Annotated in this window: 21 protein-coding genes; 18 read left to right on the top strand and 3 right to left on the bottom strand. The window is 35.3% G+C overall.

The annotated features are described in order from the left end of the window. Positions 1-147 precede the first annotated feature (147 nt). The 3 genes from spoVS (at position 148) to V7014_RS00960 (ending at position 3,408) form a co-directional block, all read left to right on the top strand. A complete protein-coding gene (spoVS, locus tag V7014_RS00970) occupies positions 148-408 on the top strand; it encodes a stage V sporulation protein SpoVS (protein WP_003211281.1) in 261 nt (86 codons plus the stop codon). Positions 409-809: 401 nt separating this feature from the next. Beyond that, positions 810-2,540 carry a 2-oxoacid:acceptor oxidoreductase subunit alpha gene (locus V7014_RS00965; RefSeq protein ID WP_335503028.1) on the top strand — a complete coding sequence of 577 codons (1,731 nt, stop codon included), beginning with the start codon at positions 810-812 and terminating at the stop codon, positions 2,538-2,540. 1 nt (position 2,541) lies between these two features. Beyond that, positions 2,542-3,408 (top strand): 2-oxoacid:ferredoxin oxidoreductase subunit beta, encoded by an 867-nt coding sequence (locus tag V7014_RS00960; RefSeq protein WP_335503025.1) that lies wholly within the window; start codon positions 2,542-2,544, stop codon positions 3,406-3,408. Here the strand turns inward: V7014_RS00960 and V7014_RS00955 are convergent. Next, positions 3,401-3,595, bottom strand: coding sequence for a hypothetical protein (locus V7014_RS00955; RefSeq protein WP_335503022.1), 195 nt, complete (start codon positions 3,593-3,595; stop codon positions 3,401-3,403). The two genes, V7014_RS00960 and V7014_RS00955, sit on opposite strands and share 8 nt — an antisense overlap. A 1,108-nt stretch (positions 3,596-4,703) precedes the next feature. Here V7014_RS00955 and miaB point away from each other — a divergent pair. The 8 genes from miaB (at position 4,704) to V7014_RS00915 (ending at position 13,884) form a co-directional block, all read left to right on the top strand. After that, positions 4,704-6,242 carry a tRNA (N6-isopentenyl adenosine(37)-C2)-methylthiotransferase MiaB gene (miaB, locus tag V7014_RS00950; protein ID WP_335503020.1) on the top strand — a complete coding sequence of 513 codons (1,539 nt, stop codon included), beginning with the start codon at positions 4,704-4,706 and terminating at the stop codon, positions 6,240-6,242. A gap of 1 nt (position 6,243) precedes the next feature. Then, entirely contained in the window at positions 6,244-6,675 is a 432-nt protein-coding gene (locus tag V7014_RS00945) for a RicAFT regulatory complex protein RicA family protein (protein WP_335503016.1), read from the top strand. A gap of 167 nt (positions 6,676-6,842) precedes the next feature. Continuing rightward, complete coding sequence (locus V7014_RS00940; protein ID WP_335503013.1) at positions 6,843-7,484, top strand: DNA alkylation repair protein; 642 nt, start codon at positions 6,843-6,845, stop codon at positions 7,482-7,484. A gap of 301 nt (positions 7,485-7,785) precedes the next feature. After that, positions 7,786-8,328: an outer spore coat protein CotE gene (gene cotE / locus V7014_RS00935; protein WP_335503009.1), complete on the top strand. Its 543-nt coding sequence runs from the start codon at positions 7,786-7,788 to the stop codon at positions 8,326-8,328. A gap of 142 nt (positions 8,329-8,470) precedes the next feature. After that, positions 8,471-11,113: a DNA mismatch repair protein MutS gene (gene mutS / locus V7014_RS00930; RefSeq protein ID WP_335503006.1), complete on the top strand. Its 2,643-nt coding sequence runs from the start codon at positions 8,471-8,473 to the stop codon at positions 11,111-11,113. A 38-nt stretch (positions 11,114-11,151) separates the two neighbouring features. Continuing rightward, on the top strand, positions 11,152-13,077 hold the full coding sequence (mutL, locus tag V7014_RS00925) for a DNA mismatch repair endonuclease MutL (RefSeq protein ID WP_335503005.1): 1,926 nt from the start codon (positions 11,152-11,154) through the stop codon (positions 13,075-13,077). Positions 13,078-13,201: 124 nt separating this feature from the next. After that, a complete protein-coding gene (locus V7014_RS00920) occupies positions 13,202-13,426 on the top strand; it encodes a hypothetical protein (protein WP_335503002.1) in 225 nt (74 codons plus the stop codon). A gap of 233 nt (positions 13,427-13,659) precedes the next feature. Continuing rightward, a complete protein-coding gene (locus V7014_RS00915) occupies positions 13,660-13,884 on the top strand; it encodes a hypothetical protein (protein ID WP_335503000.1) in 225 nt (74 codons plus the stop codon). A 138-nt stretch (positions 13,885-14,022) separates the two neighbouring features. Here V7014_RS00915 and V7014_RS00910 read toward each other — a convergent pair whose 3' ends face one another. Further along, positions 14,023-14,292, bottom strand: coding sequence for a hydrolase (locus tag V7014_RS00910; RefSeq protein WP_438824844.1), 270 nt, complete (start codon positions 14,290-14,292; stop codon positions 14,023-14,025). A 502-nt stretch (positions 14,293-14,794) separates the two neighbouring features. Here V7014_RS00910 and miaA point away from each other — a divergent pair. The 7 genes from miaA (at position 14,795) to glnA (ending at position 22,086) form a co-directional block, all read left to right on the top strand. Then, the gene (miaA, locus tag V7014_RS00905) at positions 14,795-15,712 is read left to right on the top strand and encodes a tRNA (adenosine(37)-N6)-dimethylallyltransferase MiaA (RefSeq protein ID WP_438824847.1); all 918 of its coding nucleotides are present in this window, start codon (positions 14,795-14,797) and stop codon (positions 15,710-15,712) included. Positions 15,713-15,747: 35 nt separating this feature from the next. Continuing rightward, positions 15,748-15,981 carry an RNA chaperone Hfq gene (gene hfq, locus V7014_RS00900; RefSeq protein ID WP_335502994.1) on the top strand — a complete coding sequence of 78 codons (234 nt, stop codon included), beginning with the start codon at positions 15,748-15,750 and terminating at the stop codon, positions 15,979-15,981. A 330-nt stretch (positions 15,982-16,311) separates the two neighbouring features. Continuing rightward, a complete protein-coding gene (gene spoVK, locus V7014_RS00895; RefSeq protein WP_335502992.1) occupies positions 16,312-17,256 on the top strand; it encodes a stage V sporulation protein K in 945 nt (314 codons plus the stop codon). A 137-nt stretch (positions 17,257-17,393) separates the two neighbouring features. Then, positions 17,394-18,641 carry a GTPase HflX gene (gene hflX, locus V7014_RS00890; protein ID WP_335502989.1) on the top strand — a complete coding sequence of 416 codons (1,248 nt, stop codon included), beginning with the start codon at positions 17,394-17,396 and terminating at the stop codon, positions 18,639-18,641. A 12-nt stretch (positions 18,642-18,653) separates the two neighbouring features. Further along, complete coding sequence (locus V7014_RS00885) at positions 18,654-19,925, top strand: aminotransferase class I/II-fold pyridoxal phosphate-dependent enzyme (RefSeq protein ID WP_335502987.1); 1,272 nt, start codon at positions 18,654-18,656, stop codon at positions 19,923-19,925. Positions 19,926-20,307: 382 nt separating this feature from the next. Further along, on the top strand, positions 20,308-20,709 hold the full coding sequence (locus V7014_RS00880; RefSeq protein WP_438824843.1) for a MerR family transcriptional regulator: 402 nt from the start codon (positions 20,308-20,310) through the stop codon (positions 20,707-20,709). A 42-nt stretch (positions 20,710-20,751) separates the two neighbouring features. Beyond that, complete coding sequence (glnA, locus tag V7014_RS00875; RefSeq protein WP_335502984.1) at positions 20,752-22,086, top strand: type I glutamate--ammonia ligase; 1,335 nt, start codon at positions 20,752-20,754, stop codon at positions 22,084-22,086. A 113-nt stretch (positions 22,087-22,199) separates the two neighbouring features. Here glnA and V7014_RS00870 read toward each other — a convergent pair. After that, on the bottom strand, positions 22,200-23,045 hold an 846-nt coding region (locus V7014_RS00870), incomplete at its 5' end, for a tyrosine-type recombinase/integrase (RefSeq protein WP_335502981.1).

Genomic DNA, 23,045 nt, shown 5'->3' with positions numbered 1-23,045 from the left:
TTCTTCGAGTAAAAAAAGACGGGAGACTGTTTTTCGTAATTAAAGTAATAACGAGGACAAATGCTGAATATAGTAGCAATGGAAGTGATTTACCTGTCACATCGTCATATAACGATGAAGAAGGAATTGCACAAGGAGGAGCTAGGAATGGAAATATTAAAAGTTTCAGCAAAATCTAATCCCAATTCTGTAGCAGGCGCGCTTGCGGGTGTTCTACGTGAAAGAGGAGCAGCCGAGATTCAAGCAATCGGCGCAGGAGCGTTAAATCAAGCCGTTAAGGCAGTAGCAATTGCAAGAGGATTTGTCGCACCTAGTGGAGTGGACTTGATATGTATTCCTGCTTTTACAGATATATTGATTGATGGTGAGGAAAGAACCGCCATCAAACTGATTGTAGAGCCGCGATAATAAGGGATTATTATGGAGCGTAGTTTGAAACGAAGAATGATCTGTATGCATTTGCATGCAGGTCTTTTTTTTCAAAAGTGAAAAAATTTGTAAAAAATGGAAGCTTGAAATTGAGCTTTATTGTATGAAAAATGAGATTAGAGTTTTATAATAGAGGTTACAAAAAATAATAGATTGAATCCTATTTTTGTCAATTAATCATTAGAAAAGCAGCTTGATTTTTTACCATTATAGGTCTAGAATTGAAAGCGTTTAGTACGTTATCATTAGAGACTAGAATGGTTTTATAGATTTCTAAATTTTGAAAAAATTTACAGTTTATTCTAGTTTTTTAGTGGAAAAGCACTAGAAATTAATTAATGTAAAATTTCATTTATAGGGTGTCTAAAGGGGTGTAGACAATGATCAATCAACTTTCATGGAAAGTTGGCGGACAACAAGGTGAAGGTATTGAGAGTACTGGTGAAATATTTTCAATAGCTCTCAATCGATTAGGTTACTACTTATACGGGTATCGACATTTCTCGTCTCGTATTAAGGGAGGTCATACGAATAATAAGATTCGTGTAAGTACAACACAAACACGATCTGTATCAGATGACCTTGATATTCTTGTTGCATTTGACCAAGAAACAATTGATGTGAATTACAAAGAACTGCATGATAAAGGTATTATTATTGCAGATACTAAATGTAAACCACAAAGTCCAGAAGATACAAAAGCGGTCTTGTATAGTGTTCCGTTTACAGAAATAGCAACAGAACTAGGGACTTCATTAATGAAAAACATGGTTGCAGTTGGTTCATCATGTGCCATATTAGGCATTGACATCTCTGTGTTTGAAGAAGTAGTAGATGAAATATTTGGCCGTAAAGGTGAACAAGTTGTTCAAAAGAACTTAAATGCCATTAAAGCTGGATATGATTATATGATAGAGAAGCTTGGTAATCAAGTTGGTACCTTACAATTAGAAAAAGGTGACGGCAAGAAACGTTTATTTATGATTGGAAATGATGCAATCGCGTTAGGTGCGTTAACAGCAGGTTGCCGTTTCATGGCAGCATATCCAATCACACCGGCTTCAGAAATAATGGAGTACCTAATTAAGAAATTACCGGCGGTAGGTGGTACTGTTATTCAGACTGAAGATGAAATTGCGGCGGTAACAATGGCAATTGGTGCTAACTATGCTGGTGTAAGAACGATTACAGCATCTGCAGGACCAGGATTGTCATTGAAAATGGAGGCACTTGGCTTAGCTGGTATTACTGAAACACCAATAGTAGTAGTAGATACTCAAAGAGGTGGTCCTTCTACAGGATTACCGACCAAGCAAGAGCAATCAGATTTAATGGCAATGATTTATGGTACTCATGGTGAGATTCCAAAGATTGTTATTGCACCGAGCACTGTAGAAGAAGCATTCTATGATACAGCAGAGGCCTTCAATTTAGCTGAAGAGTATCAAGTGCCAGTTATTATTCTATCAGACTTACAATTATCATTAGGTAAACAAACAGCTCAACAGCTTGACTTAAATAAAGTTGAGATTCGTAGAGGTAAATTAATACAAAGTGAACTTCCAGAAGTGGACGGTTATTTCAAACGTTATGAAGTAACAGAAGATGGTGTATCTCCACGTGTTCTTCCAGGTATGAAGAATGGAATTCATCATGTTACCGGTGTTGAGCATGATGAAACCGGAAAACCTTCTGAAGCTGCACCAAACCGTGTTGCACAAATGGATAAACGTATGAGAAAGATTAAAAACCTTAAATTCCCAACACCAGTATTTACAAATGCGAAACATGAAGAAGCGGATTTATTGATTGTTGGTTTTAACTCAACGCGTGGCGTTATAGAAGAAGGAATGACTCGTCTTGAGCAGGAAGGGCTTAAAGTCAATCATGCACACATTCGTTTGATTCATCCTTTCCCAGTTAAAGAAATGCAAAAGCTTGTATCTGGAGCTAAGAAAGTCGTTGTTGTTGAAAATAACGCAACTGGACAGTTAGCTAACATCATGAAGATGAACTTAGGCCATGTTGATAAAATTAAGAGCATTTTAAAATATGATGGTAATCCATTTTTACCTCATGAAATTCATTCGAAATGCAAGGAGTTGTTCTAATATGGCTACGTTTAAAGACTTTCGTAATAATGTAAAACCTAACTGGTGCCCCGGTTGTGGAGACTTCTCCGTTCAAGCGGCTATTCAACGAGCGGCTGCTGGTGTAGGCTTAGAACCTGAACAATTAGCTGTTATTTCAGGAATTGGCTGTTCAGGTCGTATTTCAGGATATATTAAATCATATGGATTCCATGGTATTCACGGTAGATCTTTACCGATTGCTCAAGGTGTAAAAATGGCTAATCGTGATTTAACTGTAATTGCTTCAGGTGGAGATGGAGACGGCTTTGCGATAGGTATGGGACATACTGTTCATGCAATTCGAAGAAATATTGATGTTACTTACATTGTAATGGACAATCAAATTTATGGATTAACTAAAGGACAAACATCACCACGTTCAGGTACTGGTTTTAAAACAAAATCAACACCGGATGGTTCTATTGAACCGGCTATTTCACCAATGGAATTAGCTCTATCTTCAGGAGCGACGTTTGTAGCACAAAGTTTCTCTACTGATTTGAAAGATTTAACAGCTATTATTGAGGCTGGAATTAAGCATAAAGGCTTTTCGTTCATAAACGTATTCAGCCCATGTGTAACATATAATAAAATCAATACGTATGATTGGTTTAAAGAGCACTTAACTAAATTAGCTAGTGTACCAGATTATGATTCTTCAAGTCGTGAAATGGCTATGCAGACATTGATGAAACATGATAGTCTTGTAACAGGTATAATTTATCAAGATACAGAAAGAAAATCATATCAAGAATTAGTACCAGGTTTTGCTGACACACCACTAGTAAATGCTGATTTAAAGTTAAATCAAGAAAGCTTTGATAAATTATTAGCAGAGTTTATGTAATATAAATCAAATGATAATAAGGAGGGCCTAAAGAGTGATCTTTCAATAGGCACTCCTTTTTATTTATAAAGCAAGAAGTGGAGTTAGAACCTAAAGCTGCAACAACAACGTCTACAGCGACGACGTCTAAAACTGCTAGATTCATTACGACGTCTACGGCGACGACGTCTAGAACTGCTAGACTCATCACGACGTCTACAGTCCCTTACAGCATCACAAAAATCATCACGATCAAACCTCGTTCTAATATTAAAATCACGATTACGACGCCTGCTGCTAGATTCATTACGACGTCTGCTACTAGATTCATTACGACGTCTTCTACAGTCTCTCACAGCATCGCAGAAGTCATCGCGATCCAACCTTGTTCTAATTCGAAAATCATTGCGTCTTCTGTCTCTTGAACAACTCATTAAGAAATCCTCTCCTCCAATTGTAAGTTCTCTGTAATGTATGCAGGTTATGGGCATGAGGAAAGGGCGTTTACCCAGATTTATTACATATTTGTGTGTAACACATTAAATGAACAACAGAAAGCCTAAAGAATGTACATTCTTTAGGCCCTCTTTATAATTGAGAATTAACTAAAAAGGGATTAGAAGCCTAAGCCGCAGCCGAAAAAGCAACCACAATGTCTGCGACGGCAACAGCAACGACGTCTGTGGTGACGTCTGCTTTCACAGCTACTGGATTCGTGACGACGACGTTTGTGGTGGCGTTTGCTTTCACAGCTACTAGATTCGTGACGACGTTTGCTTTCACAGCTGCTAGATTCGTGACGACGACGGCAACCTTTTACTGCATCGCAGAAATCGTCGCGGTTAAACTTAGCTCTAATGTGTACGTTACGCTTACGATTACGACTTTCATTACAGCTTTCGTGTTTCTTGCGTCTGTTTTTTGAACCACTCATAAAAAACACTCTCCTTCAATTGTAAGTTCTCTGTAATGTATGAGATTTTTGGACAAGAAGAGTGTGCCATTTACCCAATAAATTACAAATGTGTTTAAATACTATTTTTTAGGCTGCTTTGTTCATTAGATTGATTTATTTTCGGGAGTAATCGGAATATGACGGTAATGGCCGTTGATAGGGCTTCTAAGTGAAAGTTTCTTTATTCTAAAGATTGGATTAAAATCTAGTTGAACAAGAGGGAACATGTATTGTTAAATGTATACAAAAGCTTTATACTATTGTAATGTGTATGAATAATAATGGGACATTCTTTGGAATAAAAGATAAATAAAAACAACAAGAATAACTGATTAATAAAGTATGGAAAGGAGATTAACACATGAACGAAGAACAACGTGTAGAATCTCAACTAGTAAAACAGAAAAATCCAGCGGACAAAAAATCCGAAAAGGATTACAGCAAATATTTTGAAAAAACATATGAAGCACCGTCTTTAAAGGATGCTAAAAAACGTGGTAAAGAGGCTGTTCAGTATCATAATGACTTTACTATTTCAGAGCAATTTAGAGATATGGGACAAGGACGTAAATTTCTTATTCGTACGTATGGTTGCCAAATGAATGAACATGATACAGAAGTAATGGCTGGTATTTTTATGGCTTTAGGTTATGAGCCAACTAATGATGTAAATGATGCAAATGTTATTTTATTAAATACATGTGCTATCCGAGAAAATGCGGAAAATAAAGTATTTGGTGAACTAGGTCATTTAAAACCTTTAAAACTTCAAAAACCAGACCTGTTAATCGGGGTTTGTGGATGTATGTCTCAAGAAGAATCAGTTGTAAATCGTATTTTACAAAAGCATCAATTCGTAGATATGATTTTTGGTACACATAATATACATCGCTTACCGAATATTCTTCAAGAAGCTTATCTTTCTAAAGAAATGGTTATTGAAGTATGGTCTAAGGAAGGCGATGTAATTGAAAATCTTCCGAAAGTCCGTAAAGGTAATATTAAAGCATGGGTTAATATTATGTATGGTTGTGATAAGTTTTGTACGTACTGTATCGTACCTTATACACGTGGTAAGGAACGTAGTCGTCGTCCGGAAGAAATCATTCAGGAAGTCCGTCATTTAGCGGCTCAAGGCTATCAAGAAGTAACCCTTCTAGGGCAAAATGTAAATGCTTATGGTAAAGACTTTGAAGATATGAATTATCGTCTTGGTGATTTAATGGATGAAATCCGTAAGATTGATATTCCACGTATTCGATTTACAACAAGTCACCCTCGTGATTTTGATGATCATTTAATTGAAGTGTTGGCGAAAGGTGGAAACTTGGTTGACCATATTCATTTACCAGTTCAATCAGGAAGCTCTAGGGTATTGAAAATTATGGCTCGTAAGTACAATCGTGAGCAATATTTAGAATTAGTTGGTAAAATAAAGAAAGCTATTCCAAATCTGTCATTAACTACCGATTTAATCGTTGGGTATCCGAATGAAACGGAAGAGCAGTTTGAAGAAACACTTTCATTGTATAAAGAAGTAGGATTTGACATTGCTTATACGTATATTTATTCACCACGAGAAGGAACACCTGCTGCTAAAATGAAAGATAATGTACCTATGGAAGTTAAGAAAGAACGCCTACAACGTTTAAATGCACTTGTTAATGAAATTTCTGCTGAGAAAATGAAATCATATTTAGGTAAAACAGTAGAAGTATTAGTTGAAGGGGAAAGTAAGAAGAACCCAGATGTTTTAGCTGGATATACTAAGAAAAGCAAGCTGGTAAACTTTATTGCACCTAAATCTGTAATTGGAACTATTGTAAAGGTAAAGATAACAGATACGAAAACATGGTCATTAAACGGTGAAATGGTGGATCAAACAGTTGAGGTGAAGTAAGGTGGCAAAGTATACGAAGGATGACCTTATTACAAAGGCAGAAGAACTTGCAGCAATGATTGCTGAAACAGAGGAAGTGGATTTCTTTAAAAGAGCGGAAGCGCAAATTCATGAGAATAAACGTGTTCGAGAATTAATTGCTAGCCTAAAAAGCTTGCAAAAGCAATCCATTAACTTTGAGCATTACGGTAAAGATAAAGCGTATAAGCAAGTTCAGGACAAAATTGATGAAATTGAAAGTGCCATTAATGAAATTCCAGTTGTTCAAGAATTTAAACATACTCAAATAGAAGTTAATGAGCTTCTTCAGTTGGTTTCGTCGGCTGTTTCAAATAAAGTAAGTGACATCATCGTAGAATCCACGGGTGGAGATCTTCTTCGCGGTGAGACAGGCTCGCAAGTAAAAAATCAAAGCAAAAATGGCTGTTCTTAAGGGAAAGGCTTCGCATTCAGTGTGAAGTCTTTTTCTTTATAAATATCAAACAGTGCTAAAACTCTAGCTTAAAAAAGTAAGATATAGACTTGTTCCACTAATAAGGGTTTTACTTTATTCAATTTTAGTTCATAATATTAGGGGTTGTGATGAAATGGAGGATGCATATGGACATTTTTGCAATCTATATGGCTCATGCAAACGAGGAAAAAGCAGAAAAGATGGCGGCATATATGAAGAATCATTTCTCGTTTCTAGGCATTCAAAAACCCGACCGAGTTAAAATTAGTAAAGCATTCTTAAAGGAAAAGAAAAAAGAACGAGAAATAGATTGGAATTTTGTGTTTGATTGCTATGAGCGACCGCAAAGGGAGTTCCACTACTTAGCTATTGATTACTTAATTTCAAATAAAATAAAATTGAATAAGAAAGATATACATACAATTGAAACATTAATTAAAAGACATTCTTGGTGGGATAGCACGGATGCTTTAAGTAACCTTATTGGTTTTCTATGTGAGGAGCATCCGAATCTTAAATCAGTCGTCCAAAATTGGATCGATTGCGAAAACATTTGGTTAAGGCGTGTTTCAATAATTTTTCAGTTGAAATATAAAACGAAGACTGATACTGATTTTTTACAAACAGCTATTATACATAATCTCAATAGCGATGAGTTTTTTATAAATAAAGCCATCGGTTGGGCTTTAAGAGAATATTCAAAAACAGATCGAAATTGGGTGAGAACATTTATTAATGAGCATCCGCTTGCACCATTAAGTGTTAGAGAAGGAAGTAAATACCTTTAAAGTACCATGGCCACTACTCAAGATGAAGTGGCTTTTTCTTTTGGGCAAAAATTTCACTTTGTACTATTTATAAGACAAATACACACTCATCTATGTTATGCATACAATGAAATATAAAAAAATGCCAAAATTCTTGTTATAACAATTGGGTTCTTATTGGTGCTTAAATATTCTTTGCCTTCTCGCGCATATAGCTTGAGGTGACTGTCTTGGTGCTGATTTGAACGAGATAAATTAATAATCACACTAGTCTTTTAACACGCATAGGATGAATTGAAACTGAATGAGGAGGGTTCGCTTCATGTCACACTTTAGAGAGATAATTACTAAGGCCGTAGTTGCAAAAGGACGAAAATTTACAAAGTCCTGTGAAACCATTAAACCTGAACATTGTCCTTCCAGCATTCTTGGTTGTTGGTTAATAAATCATCATTATACAGCAAAAAAAGTAGGTAGAACTGTTCATATTAGTGGTCACTTTGATGTAAGCGTCTGGTATTCACATAATAAAAATACGAAAACAGCCGTTGCTACTGAAAGAGTACAATATACAGATATTGTAAAACTAAAGTATCGTGATCCAAATTGTCATGATGATCGAGAAATTGTTGTAAAAGTAGTTCAACAGCCAAATTGCATAGAAGCATGTATAACATCTGATGGACAAAAAGTAGAAGTAGAAGTAGAGAAAGAGTTCTTTGTAGAAATTATTGGCGAGACAAAAATTTGTGTAGCAGTAAGTTCGGGTCACGATTGTGAAGATGATGATTGGTTCTGTGATGTAGACGATGATGAGTTTGAGGAAATCAATCCAGATTTTATAATTAGTAGTGATGGTGATTAACCCAAATACTAGGGAGGGAACTTCCTAGTATTTTCTTTTGTAAAATAGGTTTTTCTAATTATCATCCATTATAAATTTCTATCATTTATGTATATGTTATAATGAGTGTTGATAATTCATGTTGGAAAGGTTTTGAAAGAGTATGGCCACTTATACGCCTATGATTATGCAGTATTTACAAGTGAAGGCGGATTATCAAGATGCCTTTTTATTTTTCCGTTTAGGAGATTTTTATGAAATGTTCTTTGAAGATGCAATTAATGCTTCACAAGAATTGGAAATAACATTAACAAGTAGAGATGGCGGCTCGAAAGAACGTATCCCGATGTGCGGGATTCCGTATCATTCTGCTGCTAATTATATTGATACATTAATAGAAAAAGGCTATAAGGTCGCTATATGTGAACAAGTAGAAGATCCTCGTCAGGCTAAAGGTGTTGTAAAGCGTGAAGTAGTGCAATTAATTACGCCGGGTACGATTATGCAAGGGCGTGGTATGGATGAGAAGGAAAACAACTACTTAACATCCATTACGATATTTGAAGATGGAACGTTTGGTTTAGCGTTTGCCGATCTTTCGACAGGTGAGAATAAAGTAACGCTTCTTTCGGATTCTTTTCAAGACATACTTAATGAAGTAGCTGCGTTATCAGCTAAAGAAATCATTATTCATGAAAGCTTTCCAGAAGAATTAAAGAAACGCTTAGTGGAGGGTCATGGTGTAGTTCTTTCTGTTGGAAATGAAGATAGCATCGATGCAGGTTTTGAAACCATTATTAGCGGTTTAACGCAAGAGAAGCTTGTTATGACAACATGTCGTCTCCTTCATTACTTATTTAAAACGCAGAAAAGAAGCTTAGATCATATACAAGTAACTGAAACATATGAAACGAATCATTTCTTAAAAATAGACTATCATTCGAAACGAAATTTAGAACTTACAGAAACCATTCGTGGGAAAGGCAAGAATGGTTCATTAGTGTGGCTGTTAGATGAGACAAAAACAGCAATGGGTAGCCGTATGCTAAAGCAATGGGTTGACCGTCCGCTCATTTCTAAACAAGCGATTTCAGAGCGTCACGATATGGTTGAAGCATTGATTGCAAACTATTTTGAGCGTGAAGAATTGCGTGAGAATTTAAAGGAAGTATATGACTTAGAACGATTATCTGGAAGAGTGGCTTTTGGTAATGCGAATGCTCGTGATTTAATCGCATTAAAGAAATCACTACAACAAGTGCCTGTGATTGCGGCGACATTCCAAAATATCAGTAATCCGCAATTACAATCCCTTCTTAATCGCTTAGATCCGTGTGAAGAAGTGGCTGATTTGCTTGAAAGCTCACTTGTTGAGAATCCACCTCTATCAATTAAAGAGGGGAATATGATTAAAGATGGCTATGATGAAGCATTAGATCAATACCGTGATGCAAGTCGTAACGGAAAGACATGGATTGCAGCTCTTGAGAAGCAAGAACGTGAAAAGACAGGTATAAAATCATTAAAAATAGGCTTTAATCGTGTGTTTGGCTATTATATCGAAGTAACGAAAGCTAATATTCACCTTTTGGAAGAAGGACAATACGAACGCAAACAAACTCTTACAAATGCTGAGAGATATATAACTCCAGACTTAAAAGAAAAAGAAGCGCTCATTCTTGAAGCGGAAGAAAAAATGGTTGACCTAGAATATAGTATTTTTTCTACGATTCGTGAACATGTGAAAGAATATATTCCAAGACTTCAAGCGTTAGCGAAATGTATTAGTGAAATAGACGTTCTTCAATGTTTTGCTACAGTTAGCGAGAAACGCCATTATTCAAGACCAGCTTTCTCTGAACAACGTCATGTGAACATTGTAGATGGTCGCCATCCAGTCGTGGAAAAAGTCATGCAGAAGCAACAGTATGTGCCGAATGATTGTAGGCTGAATCAAGAACGTGAGATGTTATTAATTACTGGACCGAATATGTCAGGTAAAAGTACGTATATGCGACAAATCGCTTTAACAGCTGTACTTGCGCAAATGGGCTGTTTTGTGCCAGCTGAAAAAGCAGAGTTACCGATTTTTGATCAAATCTTTACAAGAATTGGTGCGGCAGATGATTTAATTTCTGGTCAAAGTACGTTCATGGTAGAAATGTTGGAAGCAAAGCATGCGATTGCTCATGCTACTCAAAATAGTTTAATTTTATTTGATGAAATTGGACGAGGTACATCGACGTATGATGGTATGGCGCTAGCACAAGCAATCATCGAATATATTCATGAGAAAATTGGCGCGAAGACGTTATTTTCTACGCATTATCATGAATTAACATCTTTAGAACAAAGCTTACATGCTCTGCAAAACGTACATGTAAGTGCTGTAGAGCAAAATGGCACGGTTGTTTTCCTTCATAAAATCAAAGAAGGTGCAGCGGATAAAAGCTATGGTATTCATGTTGCACAGCTAGCGGAGCTTCCAGAAGAATTAATTAGTAGAGCTAATGAGTTACTGGAGCAATTCGAAGCAGAGCAACCTACAACACAACCTACTATCGTTAAGGAAGTTGTTAAACAAGAAGTGAAGCCGATTGTTAAAGAAGAAGTGCAACCGATTGTTGAAAAAGAGGAAGAAGCGCAATTATCATTCTTTGAACCATCTAAAACAGTCAAAAAGGAAAAGTTATCATCGTCTGAACAAAAATGCTTACAACAGTTAAAAGCGTTAAATATTCTAGAAATGACTCCATTAGATGCATTGAATGCACTTTATGATTTACAGAAGAAAATAAAAGCCTAACTGTTTGCTGTTTAGAAGGAGAAAAGAGGTGAAGGAACTTGGGGAAAATCATTCAATTAAGCGATGAGCTATCTAATAAAATCGCAGCAGGGGAAGTTGTAGAACGACCTGCTTCTGTTGTGAAGGAGCTAGTGGAAAACTGCATTGATGCAAACAGTACTATTATCGAAATAGAAATAGAAGAAGCAGGCTTAAAAAGTATTCGTATTATCGACAATGGTGATGGTATCGAACATGATGATGTTGTAAAAGCTTTTGATCGCCATGCAACGAGTAAAATAAAAGATGAAAATGATTTATTTCGCATTCGTACACTTGGCTTTAGAGGAGAAGCTTTACCAAGTATTGCTTCTGTTTCGATGTTCGATCTTAAGACAAGCACAGGGCAAGATGCAGGTACACATGTTGTGTTGGAAGGTGGAAAGCTACTTTCTAACACAAACTGCTCGGCAAGAAAGGGAACGGATATTACAGTATCTGATTTGTTTTTTAACACGCCAGCTCGATTAAAGTATGTAAAGACTATTCATACGGAACTTGGAAATATCACTGATGTAGTGAATCGCCTTGCACTTTCACATCCAGAGATTGCATTCAAGCTCTCTCACAACGGTAAGAATATCCTTCATACAAATGGAAATGGTGATGTAAGAGCTGTTTTAGCTTCGATTTATGGTTTTAATTTGGCGAAAAAAATGATTCCAATATCAGCGCAATCATTGGATTTTCGTTTGAAAGGGTATATCTCCTATCCAGAGAGTACTAGGGCATCGAGAAATTACATGTCATTGATGATAAACGGACGTTATATTAAAAACTTCCTACTATCAAAAGCAATACTGGATGGCTATCATACATTATTGCCGATTGGAAGGTATCCAATTGTGTTACTAGATATTGAAATGGATCCGCTAATTGTAGATGTAAACGTACACCCTGCCAAGTTAGAAGTTCGTTTAAGTAAAGAACAAGAACTAATGGAATTAATTACTGAGACAATTATTAAAGCTTTCAAGAAAGAAGTATTAATACCTTCACATATTGAGAAGCAAAAGCCTGTGAAGCCGAAATCAGAGCAAGTATCGTTCACTTTAGACTCGAACTATACAGCACCTAATAAACAAGAGAAGCAAGCTATTTCAGCTTTGAACACGACAATTCGTGAAGATGGTGCACTTCGTTCTGTAGCTGAAGTTGAACCTTGGTTTCCACCACAAATAGAGGATAAACAAGAATCACCTTCACATCCAATTGAAGTTTCCTCTACAGCTTCATATGATGTAGATCATGAATCTGAAGAGGGAACAGTTGTGGTATATGAAGAATACGAAGTGAATGATATTAATGAAGAGGAAACGGGAAAGCTTGAACATTCGACTACTAGAATTCCTACTTTATATCCGATTGGACAACTTCATGGAACGTATATTTTAGCTCAAAATGAAAATGGGCTTTATATGATTGATCAACATGCGGCTCAAGAAAGAATTAAGTATGAATTTTTCCGTGATAAAGTTGGTGAAGTAGGAAATGAGCTACAAGATCTACTTGTTCCTATTACACTCAATTATTCGTACGATGAAAGTATAAAAATTCAAGCGAATATTGAGCTGCTTAAAGAAGTTGGGATATTCCTAGAAGATTTCGGTCATAATGCTTTTATTGTTCGAGCACATCCACAGTGGTTTCCTTCTGGGGACGAGCATGAATTAATAGAAAGTATTCTTGATCAATTACTACAGATGAAGAAAGTTGATATCAAAAAATTACGGGAAGAAGCGGCAATCTTAATGAGTTGTAAAGCATCGATTAAAGCAAATCATCATTTAAGGGATGATGAAATTGCTTCTTTGCTTGATCAATTAAGACAAGCTTCTGATCCGTTTACTTGTCCGCATGGTAGACCGATAATTATTCACTATTCAACTCGTGATATTGAGAAGATGTTTAAGAGAATTATGTAAATGCAAGAAGTATAAAAGTCTAATATTATAAGGATTTTTATACTTCTTGCATAGTAATTCCTGCATTTAGATGATTGAAGCGAAATGTTAGATAAGGAAGGTTATAAAGTGGCTAGTTATAGAAATGATTAAAGAAGTCGATAATGATCAGGAAGTTATTTATATTTATGGTAACGGTATTGATATGACGGACAAAATTAGATTAGATAAAAAGAAGTCTGTAATTCAAAACATAAAGAATATGGATACAGGAAATAGTGATTTCCATTTTCAAAGGGCTGGTCAAAAACTTGCTTCTTGTCATAGAAAAGAACAAGGGTTTCCAGATAAATTAATTTATTGCTCTTAAACCACAACACTTTAAGTAATAGTGATGTGGTTTTTTATTGTCTTGATATGAAATTGTTTACCAATGGATGTAAAGTCAATTTTGCTTATTGATAAGGTAGTCTATACATTGGCATCTTCAGTGTCTCGAAAAAATATGTTCATGTCCTTTCGATAGGGTTATGTTTTACAGGTGTGTTCTTCTCGCTAATTGGACGGACACCAAATATTTACTTTATAACGGGAGTAGGGTTTTTGTTCTTTGCAACACTTCCTTTTGTAAATACAAGTGCAGATATACTAATTCGAAGAAATATTCCTTACGAGGCACAAGGTAAGGCATGGGGGATTATTGGGGTAATTTCGCAATTAGGTTATATTGTTGCCTATATTATCTCTGGTTTGTTAGCTGATTATATTTTTAATCCTCTTTTAATTGAAGGAGGTATTCTTGCTTCCACCTGGATGGTAGAATTGTAAATGAACAGCATTTGGGGAAATACAAAAAAGAAAACAATGATTTAAAATTACGCTAAGAGAAAGTTTCTTCTTGCTTAAGATATAAATAATACAAAAGAGCAGTTACTAAAAAGTAACCGCTCTTTTTCTAAGAAGCAATCAATCTGCTTCAAAACGAATAGCTGAAACTTTTTCGCAATCTACTACAAGGGTAGATCCGGGTTCAGTAGTAGGGTCGTTGAAAAAAGCACAACAAGTTTTTTGATTGAAGTTTACGAATCTGACATCTTCAAGTATTTGTCCACCTATTAAAAACACGTCTAATTCAGTTCCTGTTTGAACTGATCTTAGAGTATCACAAACACACCCTTTACATTTTGACTCCATGTCATCATGACATCTGTTATGGTGTTTTCGATTCATATCCATTTAAAACCCTCTCCTTAACATTTTGTTATTTTATCTTACAAATTTAATGTATGAAGGAGTGTGAAGAAATGTATAGACAAGCCACTAGTTGAAGAAAAAAATTTCTTATATTCGTATATATTGAGCTTAGGATATTAAGTCATGTTGTGGAATTTAACGCTAGATTTTACCGATGGTTTCCAGTTGTTCGTTTTGACGTTTTACTAATTTTAAGAATGGTTTTGGGTTTTTTTGTAAAAATTTTATTAAACTTTCTTTATGAGAAAATGAAAAGGGAAATGATTACATATATTTTTTCCTAAAAAACTTCAAAAATATAATCATTGGTTTGCGTTTTAAAAGTAGGATTTTGGGGAATAACTTAATCGGTGAACGCCTTTGTGCAATGTATAAATAATATGGAGATGAGGACCTGCTTTTTGAGAAATTGTGATACTATAAAGGAAATAGATATAAGGTAGTTGAAAATATAGTGATTGGTAAACAAAAAGTAATTTGTATCATGGGGCCGACAGCGGTTGGAAAAACGAAACTCAGCATTGAATTAGCGAAGAAGTACAATGGTGAAGTAATCAGTGGTGATTCTATGCAAGTTTATCGCGGTATGGATATAGGTACTGCGAAGATCAAAGAAGAAGAGATGGATGGAATTCATCATCATTTAATAGATATTAAAGAACCGAATGAGTCATTTAATGTGGCAATGTTTCAGGAAATCGTAACAAATTGTATTAATGACACAACGTTAAGAGGAAAATTACCGATTATTGTAGGTGGTACCGGATTATACATAGAAGCCGTATTGCAAAACTATACTTTTTCAGAGGCTATTAGTGATAAGGATTATCGAAATAAATTAGAGCTAATGGCTGAAGAGCAAGGTGTTGAAGTTGTTCATCAACTATTATCTGAAGTAGATGAAGAAAGTGCGAAGGCGATTCATCCGAACAATATTCGTCGCGTGATTCGTGCATTGGAGATTTTTCATTGTACAGGTCAAAAGATGAGCGATCAATTACAGAAGCAAGATAAAGAATATGTTTATGATGTTGCGTTGATTGGTCTAACGATGGATCGAGACAAGCTTTATGAAAGAATTAACCATCGAGTAGATTTAATGATGGAGGAAGGCTTACTAGATGAAGTGAAATTTTTCTATGATCAAGGTCTAAGAGATTGTCAATCCATTCAAGCGATTGGTTATAAGGAGTTGTATGATTATTTCGATGGACGTGTTTCGTTAGATACCGCCATAGAAAACTTGAAGCAAAACTCAAGGCGATATGCTAAAAGGCAGTTAACTTGGTTTAGAAATAAAATGGATGTGACGTGGTTTGAGATGGATAGTCACAATTATGTAAAAAAGTTTGATGAAATATCTGTATTTATAGAAGGAAAGCTGAGTTTGAAAAGCGAATAGTAAACAATAGAGATAAATGAGGAGGATCAACTGTAATGAAAACATCCGTTAATATTCAAGATCAATTTTTAAATCAATTGAGAAAAGAAGGGACTTATGTTACGGTATTCCTATTAAATGGTTTCCAAATAAGAGGACAAGTCAAGGGTTTTGACAATTTTACCGTGTTATTTGAAAGTGAAGGAAAACAACAATTAGTATTCAAGCACGCCATTTCTACTTTTTCACCTCAAAGAAATGTTCAAATTAATTTTGATAGCAAAGAATAATAATAAAATAGAAATGATCAGACAGACACTATTCGTAGTGTCTGTTTTAATGTTTGTGAAATGACTGGAGCTAATTCGTGTAATTCAAGAAAAAGCTCATGTAAAAGTGGAGTTGTGAATATAGTTAAAAGAGTAAAAATATCTTTGGAAAGCGCATAAAATGACGAAATACGACAACATTCATAAAGAATGAAATAGATCGATACATGTAGTTTGTGCAGCAACTGAAGGGAAGAGTCTAACTTCAAAATTTTAGCCTCAAGTAATGATAAAGAAAGCGTTCGAGGTGGAGATAGACACTTTAGCATTTCGTGTGCGAGGTGAGTATTTTTGGCTGAGTCTTCTAGGAAGAGAAATAATGGTACAATAAATGTTGTTATAAGTAATAAAAAAAGAAAATTGCTTAACAAAGAATTGCCGATAAAAGAACCATATGAAAGAGAGATACCACAACATCATCAAGCGTTAAAGCAAATTGAAGATGAGCTAGCAGCACTTGTTGGAATGGAAGAAATGAAAAAGACAATCAAACAAATATATGCATGGATTTATGTGAATAAAAAAAGAGAAGAAAATGGTTTAAAAGCTGGACGCCAAGTATTGCATATGATGTTTAAAGGTAATCCTGGCACTGGGAAAACAACGGTGGCTAGATTGATTGGTAAACTTTTTCTTAAAATGAATGTGTTATCAAAAGGGCATCTTATTGAAGCGGAGCGAGCGGACTTAGTAGGAGAATATATTGGTCATACGGCTCAAAAAACAAGAGATTTAGTGAAAAAGGCATTAGGTGGAATTTTATTTGTTGATGAAGCATATTCACTAGGTCGTGGTGGAGAAAAGGATTTTGGAAAAGAAGCTATTGATACTTTAGTAAAACATATGGAAGACAAGCAGCATGACTTTATTTTAATATTGGCAGGTTATTCTAAGGAGATGGAGCAATTTTTGTCCTTAAATCCTGGTTTACATTCTCGTTTTCCTATAGTGATTGATTTCCCAGATTATGATGTACCACAATTGATGGAGATTACAGCATTGATGCTGAATGATAAAGAATATGAATTGAGTAAAGATGCGGCAGTGAAGTTGGAAAATCATTTAACATATATTAAATCTACATGGAGCCCAATTAGTTTTTCTAATGGCAGATACATTCGTAATGCGATAGAAAAAGCTATAAGAGCACAGGCAATGAGGTTGTTAATTAATGATATATATGATAGAAATGAATTGTTAACCATTCGGAGTCAAGACTTACAAATTGATGAATAAGAGAGGGGATGCGTTGCATATTCTCTCTTATTCATATAACTTTTTATAAATGAAGGTCTTGGAAGTATAAACCGTATATTTTTGAATGCGTTCATCATAAAATTTGATGAAAAATAATTTAGAAAGGAAGTATGCCCTTGACACAAAAAGAAAAAGTAATTTTAGTTGGATGTCAGCTAAATGATGAAGATGACGTACGCTTTCAATCTTCTATGGAAGAGCTAGCTTCTTTAACGCATACTGCTCATGGAGAAGTTATTCTTACCGTTAGCCAAAAGAGACAAAGAATACATACTGCTACATACATTGGGAAAGGCAAGCTAGAAGAACTCGTGATGCTTGAAGAGGAATTAGAACCCGATTTAATAATCTTTAATGATGAATTATCACCTAGTCAAACGAGAAATCTTTCTGAACATTTATCTGCTCGAGTAATTGATCGAACACAACTTATATTGGACATTTTTGCACAACGAGCTAGGTCAAAAGAAGGTAAATTGCAAGTGGAATTGGCTCAGTTACAATATTTATTGCCTCTACTAATGGGCAAAGGGATTTCGCTATCTCGTCTTGGTGGTGGAATTGGGACAAGGGGTCCAGGAGAGACGAAACTTGAGAGTGACCGCCGTCATATTCGTGGGAAAATTGATGATATTAAAAGAGCGTTAGCCAATGTAGTGGAACATCGTGAGCGCTATCGAGAACGCAGAAAAAGAAATAAAACGTTTCAAGTTGCGCTAGTTGGATATACAAATGCAGGTAAATCAACTTTATTCAATAAATTAACAGCGGCAAATTCTTTTGAAGAAAATTTATTGTTTGCAACGCTTGATCCGATGACACGGAAGTTAGTATTGCCGAGCAGTTTTCATGTGTTGCTAACGGATACAGTCGGATTTATTCAAGATTTACCTACATCGCTTGTGGCTGCGTTCCGTTCAACGTTGGAGGAAGTACAAGAAGCTGACTTACTTATTCATGTAGTAGATTCATCACACCCTGATTATTATCATCATGAGAAAACAGTAAAAGAAGTATTAACTTCGTTAAAAGCAGATGATTTACCAGTCATTACAGTATACAATAAGAAAGATATGATGCATCCTGATTTTGTGTCACAAGCAAAAGAATCTATCCAGATTAGTGCCTTTAATCAAGTTGATTTACAGCAATTACAAATTATTATTCAGGATGCTGTGAGCAAACAAATGACTCCTTATCACGTCCGCATACCAGCGATGGAAGGGAAGTTATTGGCGTCATTAAAAAGTGAGACAATACTACAAAGTCATGTTTTCCTTGAAGAACAAGAGTGTTATGAGTGTAATGGTTTTGTACCTGTACATAGCAATCTGATAGGTAAAATGAAAGAATTTAACATATAGAGGAGAAACACAATGTATCAACAATTAACGTACGGACAACAATTGAAAACATTAAGTGAGAAAGTAGAAGTTAAAATAGCGGATATGCATCGAATTGCCGATGATTACATTGATCAAAATCAGTATCGTGTATTAAAAAGTTTTCAAAATAATCGAGTGAGTGATTCACATTTTAATCCCACTACTGGTTATGGCTATGATGATATGGGCCGTGATACTCTAGAGAAAGTATATGCGGAAGTGTTAGGTGGGGAAGCTGGCCTTGTACGACCACAAATCATTTCAGGTACACATGCTATCGCTCTTTCTCTATTTGGTATTTTGCGACCTGGTGATGAATTAGTATACATTACTGGTAAGCCTTATGATACACTTGAAGAAATTGTCGGCATTAGAGGAAGCGGTAATGGGTCTTTAAAAGAATACAATATTGATTATCGCGCGATTGACTTAACAAGCGAAGGGAGAATAGACTTTGAAGCTGTAAAGTATGCCATTTCATCTAAAACAAAGATGATTGGAATTCAGCGTTCTAAAGGTTACGCTTCAAGACCTTCTTTTACAATTGAAGATATACGTGAAATGATTTCTTTTGTTAAAGAAATTAAACCAGATGTTATTGTTTTTGTTGATAACTGTTATGGTGAATTCGTTGAATTGCTAGAGCCTTGTCATGTTGGAGCGGATTTGATGGCTGGTTCATTAATTAAGAATCCAGGTGGTGGCTTAGCGAAAACAGGTGGTTATATTGTAGGTAAGAAAGAGTATGTTGAAACGGTATCTTATCGATTAACAACCCCTGGTATTGGAGCTGAAGCAGGGGCATCACTATATTCGCTACAAGAAATGTACCAAGGTTTCTTCATGGCACCACATACAGTTGGACAAGCTATTAAAGGTGCACAGTTCACAAGTGCTATATTAGAAGAAATAGGTTTAAACACATTTCCGAAGTGGAATGAGAAGCGTACTGACTTGATTCAAGCTGTCCAATTTGATAATCCTGACCTAATGGTTACATTCTGTCAAGCGATTCAATATGCTTCACCAATTAATTCACATGTTACACCTTATCCAAATTACATGCCGGGCTATGAAGATGATGTTATTATGGCTGCTGGTACATTCATTCAAGGTGCAAGTATCGAATTAACAGCTGACGGTCCGATTAGACCGCCGTATATCGCGTACGTACAAGGCGGTTTAACTTATTCACATGTTAAAGTAGCAGTATTAACGGCGCTTAATTCATTACTTGAACAAAAGCATATTACGTTAGCTTAATGAAGATAGCCTTTGGCTATCTTTATTTATACTCAATCTCCGCTTTTGATAATTATTTATCGTAAATTCGAAAATGAGCATTATTAAAATTTTTAATAAATTGGTGTTGGGAATGCATTAAATGAAGCAATTGAAATTAGGAAACAGGTACTATTTAAGGAATCTAATCACGTACTTCTAGATTTAGCTGAGAAGTTTCAAGAGGATACGTACGTAAATTTCCAATGTACGATTCATTTTTATTCAGATAAGCTCGATGAAAGATGTAAATGATGTTAAAAACTATTCAAAAAAATTTAATGTTAGATTTTCTAACATAGTATTGACAAAACTTCTGACACGGAATAAAATGTTAATAACAATAAAGTGAGGAGGAAACAAGTTGGATAAGAAAAATATACGAAGATCCATGCCGCTATTTCCTATCAGTATTGTCATGCAGCTCACAGAATTGTCAGCACGTCAAATTCGATATTATGAAGAGCATCAACTAGTTGCCCCTGCTAGAACAGAAGGTAATAGAAGATTATTTTCATTGAATGATATTGACACCTTATTAGAAATTAAAGAAATGCTTGAACAAGGGGTTAATCTTGCAGGGATTAAGAAAGTTTTTTCAGTTAAAGAAGAACAAAAGCAAGTAAACACTGTAAATCAGCAAGAAAAAGTTAAACGTGATCTTTCAGATGAGGAATTAAGAAAGCTTCTAAGAGCGGAGCTAATCCACAATCATAGAAGTCGCTCCAATCTTCGTCAAGGAGACATGTCTCGCTTTTTTCATTAAATAATAAATTTAGAACAATTAAATACGGGAGGAATTATAAGTATGGCAAAGTTTACTCGCGAAGATATTACTCGTTTAGCAAAAGAACAAAATGTTAAGTATATTCGTTTACAATTTACAGACATTCTAGGGACGATCAAAAACGTTGAGATTCCAGTAAGTCAATTACAAAAAGCATTGGATAACAAAATGATGTTTGATGGATCTTCAATCGAAGGTTTCGTACGTATTGAAGAATCAGACATGTATTTATATCCTGATTTAGACACTTGGGTTGTATTCCCTTGGACTGCTGAAAAAGGTAAAGTTGCTCGTCTTATCTGTGATATTTACGATACAGAAGGCAAACCTTTCGAAGGTGATCCACGTGCAAATTTAAAACGTGTTCTTGCAGAAATGAGAGAAATGGGCTTCACAGATTTTAATCTTGGACCAGAACCAGAATTCTTCTTGTTTAAACTAGATGAAAAAGGCGAACCAACATTAGAATTAAACGATAAAGGTGGCTACTTCGACTTAGCACCAACAGATTTAGGTGAAAACTGCCGTCGTGATATCGTTCTTGAGCTAGAAGAAATGGGCTTTGAAATTGAAGCTTCACACCATGAAGTAGCTCCAGGACAACATGAAATTGACTTTAAATATGCTGACGCAGTTACAGCGTGTGACTATATCCAAACATTTAAATTAGTTGTAAAAACAATAGCTCGTAAGCACGGCTTACACGCAACATTCATGCCAAAACCATTATTCGGTGTAAACGGTTCTGGTATGCACTGTAATGTATCTCTTTTCAATGGAAAAGAAAATGTATTCTATGATCCAAAAGGTAATATTGAACTTAGTGACGTTGCAGAGCAATTCATCGCAGGTATCATCAAGCACGCACCAAGCTTTACAGCTGTAACAAACCCAACTGTAAACTCATACAAACGACTAGTTCCAGGGTACGAAGCTCCTTGTTACGTAGCATGGTCTGCTCGTAACCGAAGCCCGCTAGTACGTATTCCAGCATCTCGTGGTCTTAGCACTCGTGTAGAAGTACGTAGTGTTGATCCAGCTGCTAACCCATATTTAGCTGTAGCAGTTCTATTACAAGCTGGTCTTGATGGAATCAAAAATAAAATGACTCCACCTCCGGCAGTAGATCGCAACATCTATATTATGTCTAAAGAAGAACGTGAAGAAGCGGGCATCACAGATCTACCGGCAACTCTTTACGCTGCATTAGACAAACTAAAAAGCGATGAAGTTATTAAATCAGCACTAGGCTCACATTTATTAGAACACTTCATTGAAGCTAAAGAAATTGAATGGGATATGTTCCGCACGCAAGTACATCCTTGGGAACGTGACCAATATATGACTATGTATTAATTAGTAGAACCCTTGATATTACTGGATTTCCAGTCATCAAGGGTTTTCTTTTTTTACTACGTTTTTTATAGAAATAGCTAATTGACCACATTTTGACCACATTTGTGGAAAAATTAAACCTCATTCATATATTTGAAATAGTTTTCTACACTTCTATTTTCTACTGTCTCAGAAATGTGAGCGTATATATCTGCAGTAGTTGCTATAGTTTTGTGACCTAAGCGTTCTTGAATTTCTTTTAAACTTGCACCTGATTCTAACATTAAAACGGCGTGAGTATGTCTAAGCCCGTGAATAGTTATATGTTTTTTAATATCTGCTTTTTTACATATACGGTTAAACGCTCGCTGAAGTGTGGACTTAGCAAAAGGTAATCCATCACCACGTTCGAATATTAGGTTGGTTTCACTGTGAAAGTATTCACCTAATTTTAACTTCTTTTCTTTTTGTTTTATTTGATGTTTCATTAACAGATTAACTAACGTTTTATCAATGCGAATCGATCTGTGAGAGCTTTCTGTTTTTGGAGGACTAAACATTTTGTCGATTTCTTTTTGATCATAAACAAAAGTTTTGTATATATTAATTCTTTTTTCATCTAAATCTAAATCGTTCCATTGTAACGCAAGAGCTTCTCCTTTTCTTAAACCTGTATCAATTAGAAGTTTAAAGAGAATATAGTATTTCCAATCATCTTCACTGGCAGCTGTTAAAAATTTCGCTACATCATCTTTACTTAAATAGTCCAATTTCTCTTCTTTTTTTAGTTTATTTAAATCTTTATCTGGAATAACTACACCTTTACAAGGATTTTTCGGGATTAATTCTAAAGTGACGGCTCTACTCATAGCGTTGGACATTGTTACATGGATTATTTCGATAGTTCTCTTTTTATAATCAGATTCACCTATTTTATTTATAAACTTTTTGTTCTTAACAAAATTCAAATCTTTTAATCT

The sequence above is a fragment of the Bacillus sp. JJ722 genome (assembly GCF_036963345.1).
Lineage (GTDB): Bacteria > Bacillota > Bacilli > Bacillales > DSM-1321 > Bacillus_AD.
The sequence above is the reverse complement of the archived record's forward strand: the minus strand, read 5'-3'. Positions and strand labels throughout refer to the sequence as shown.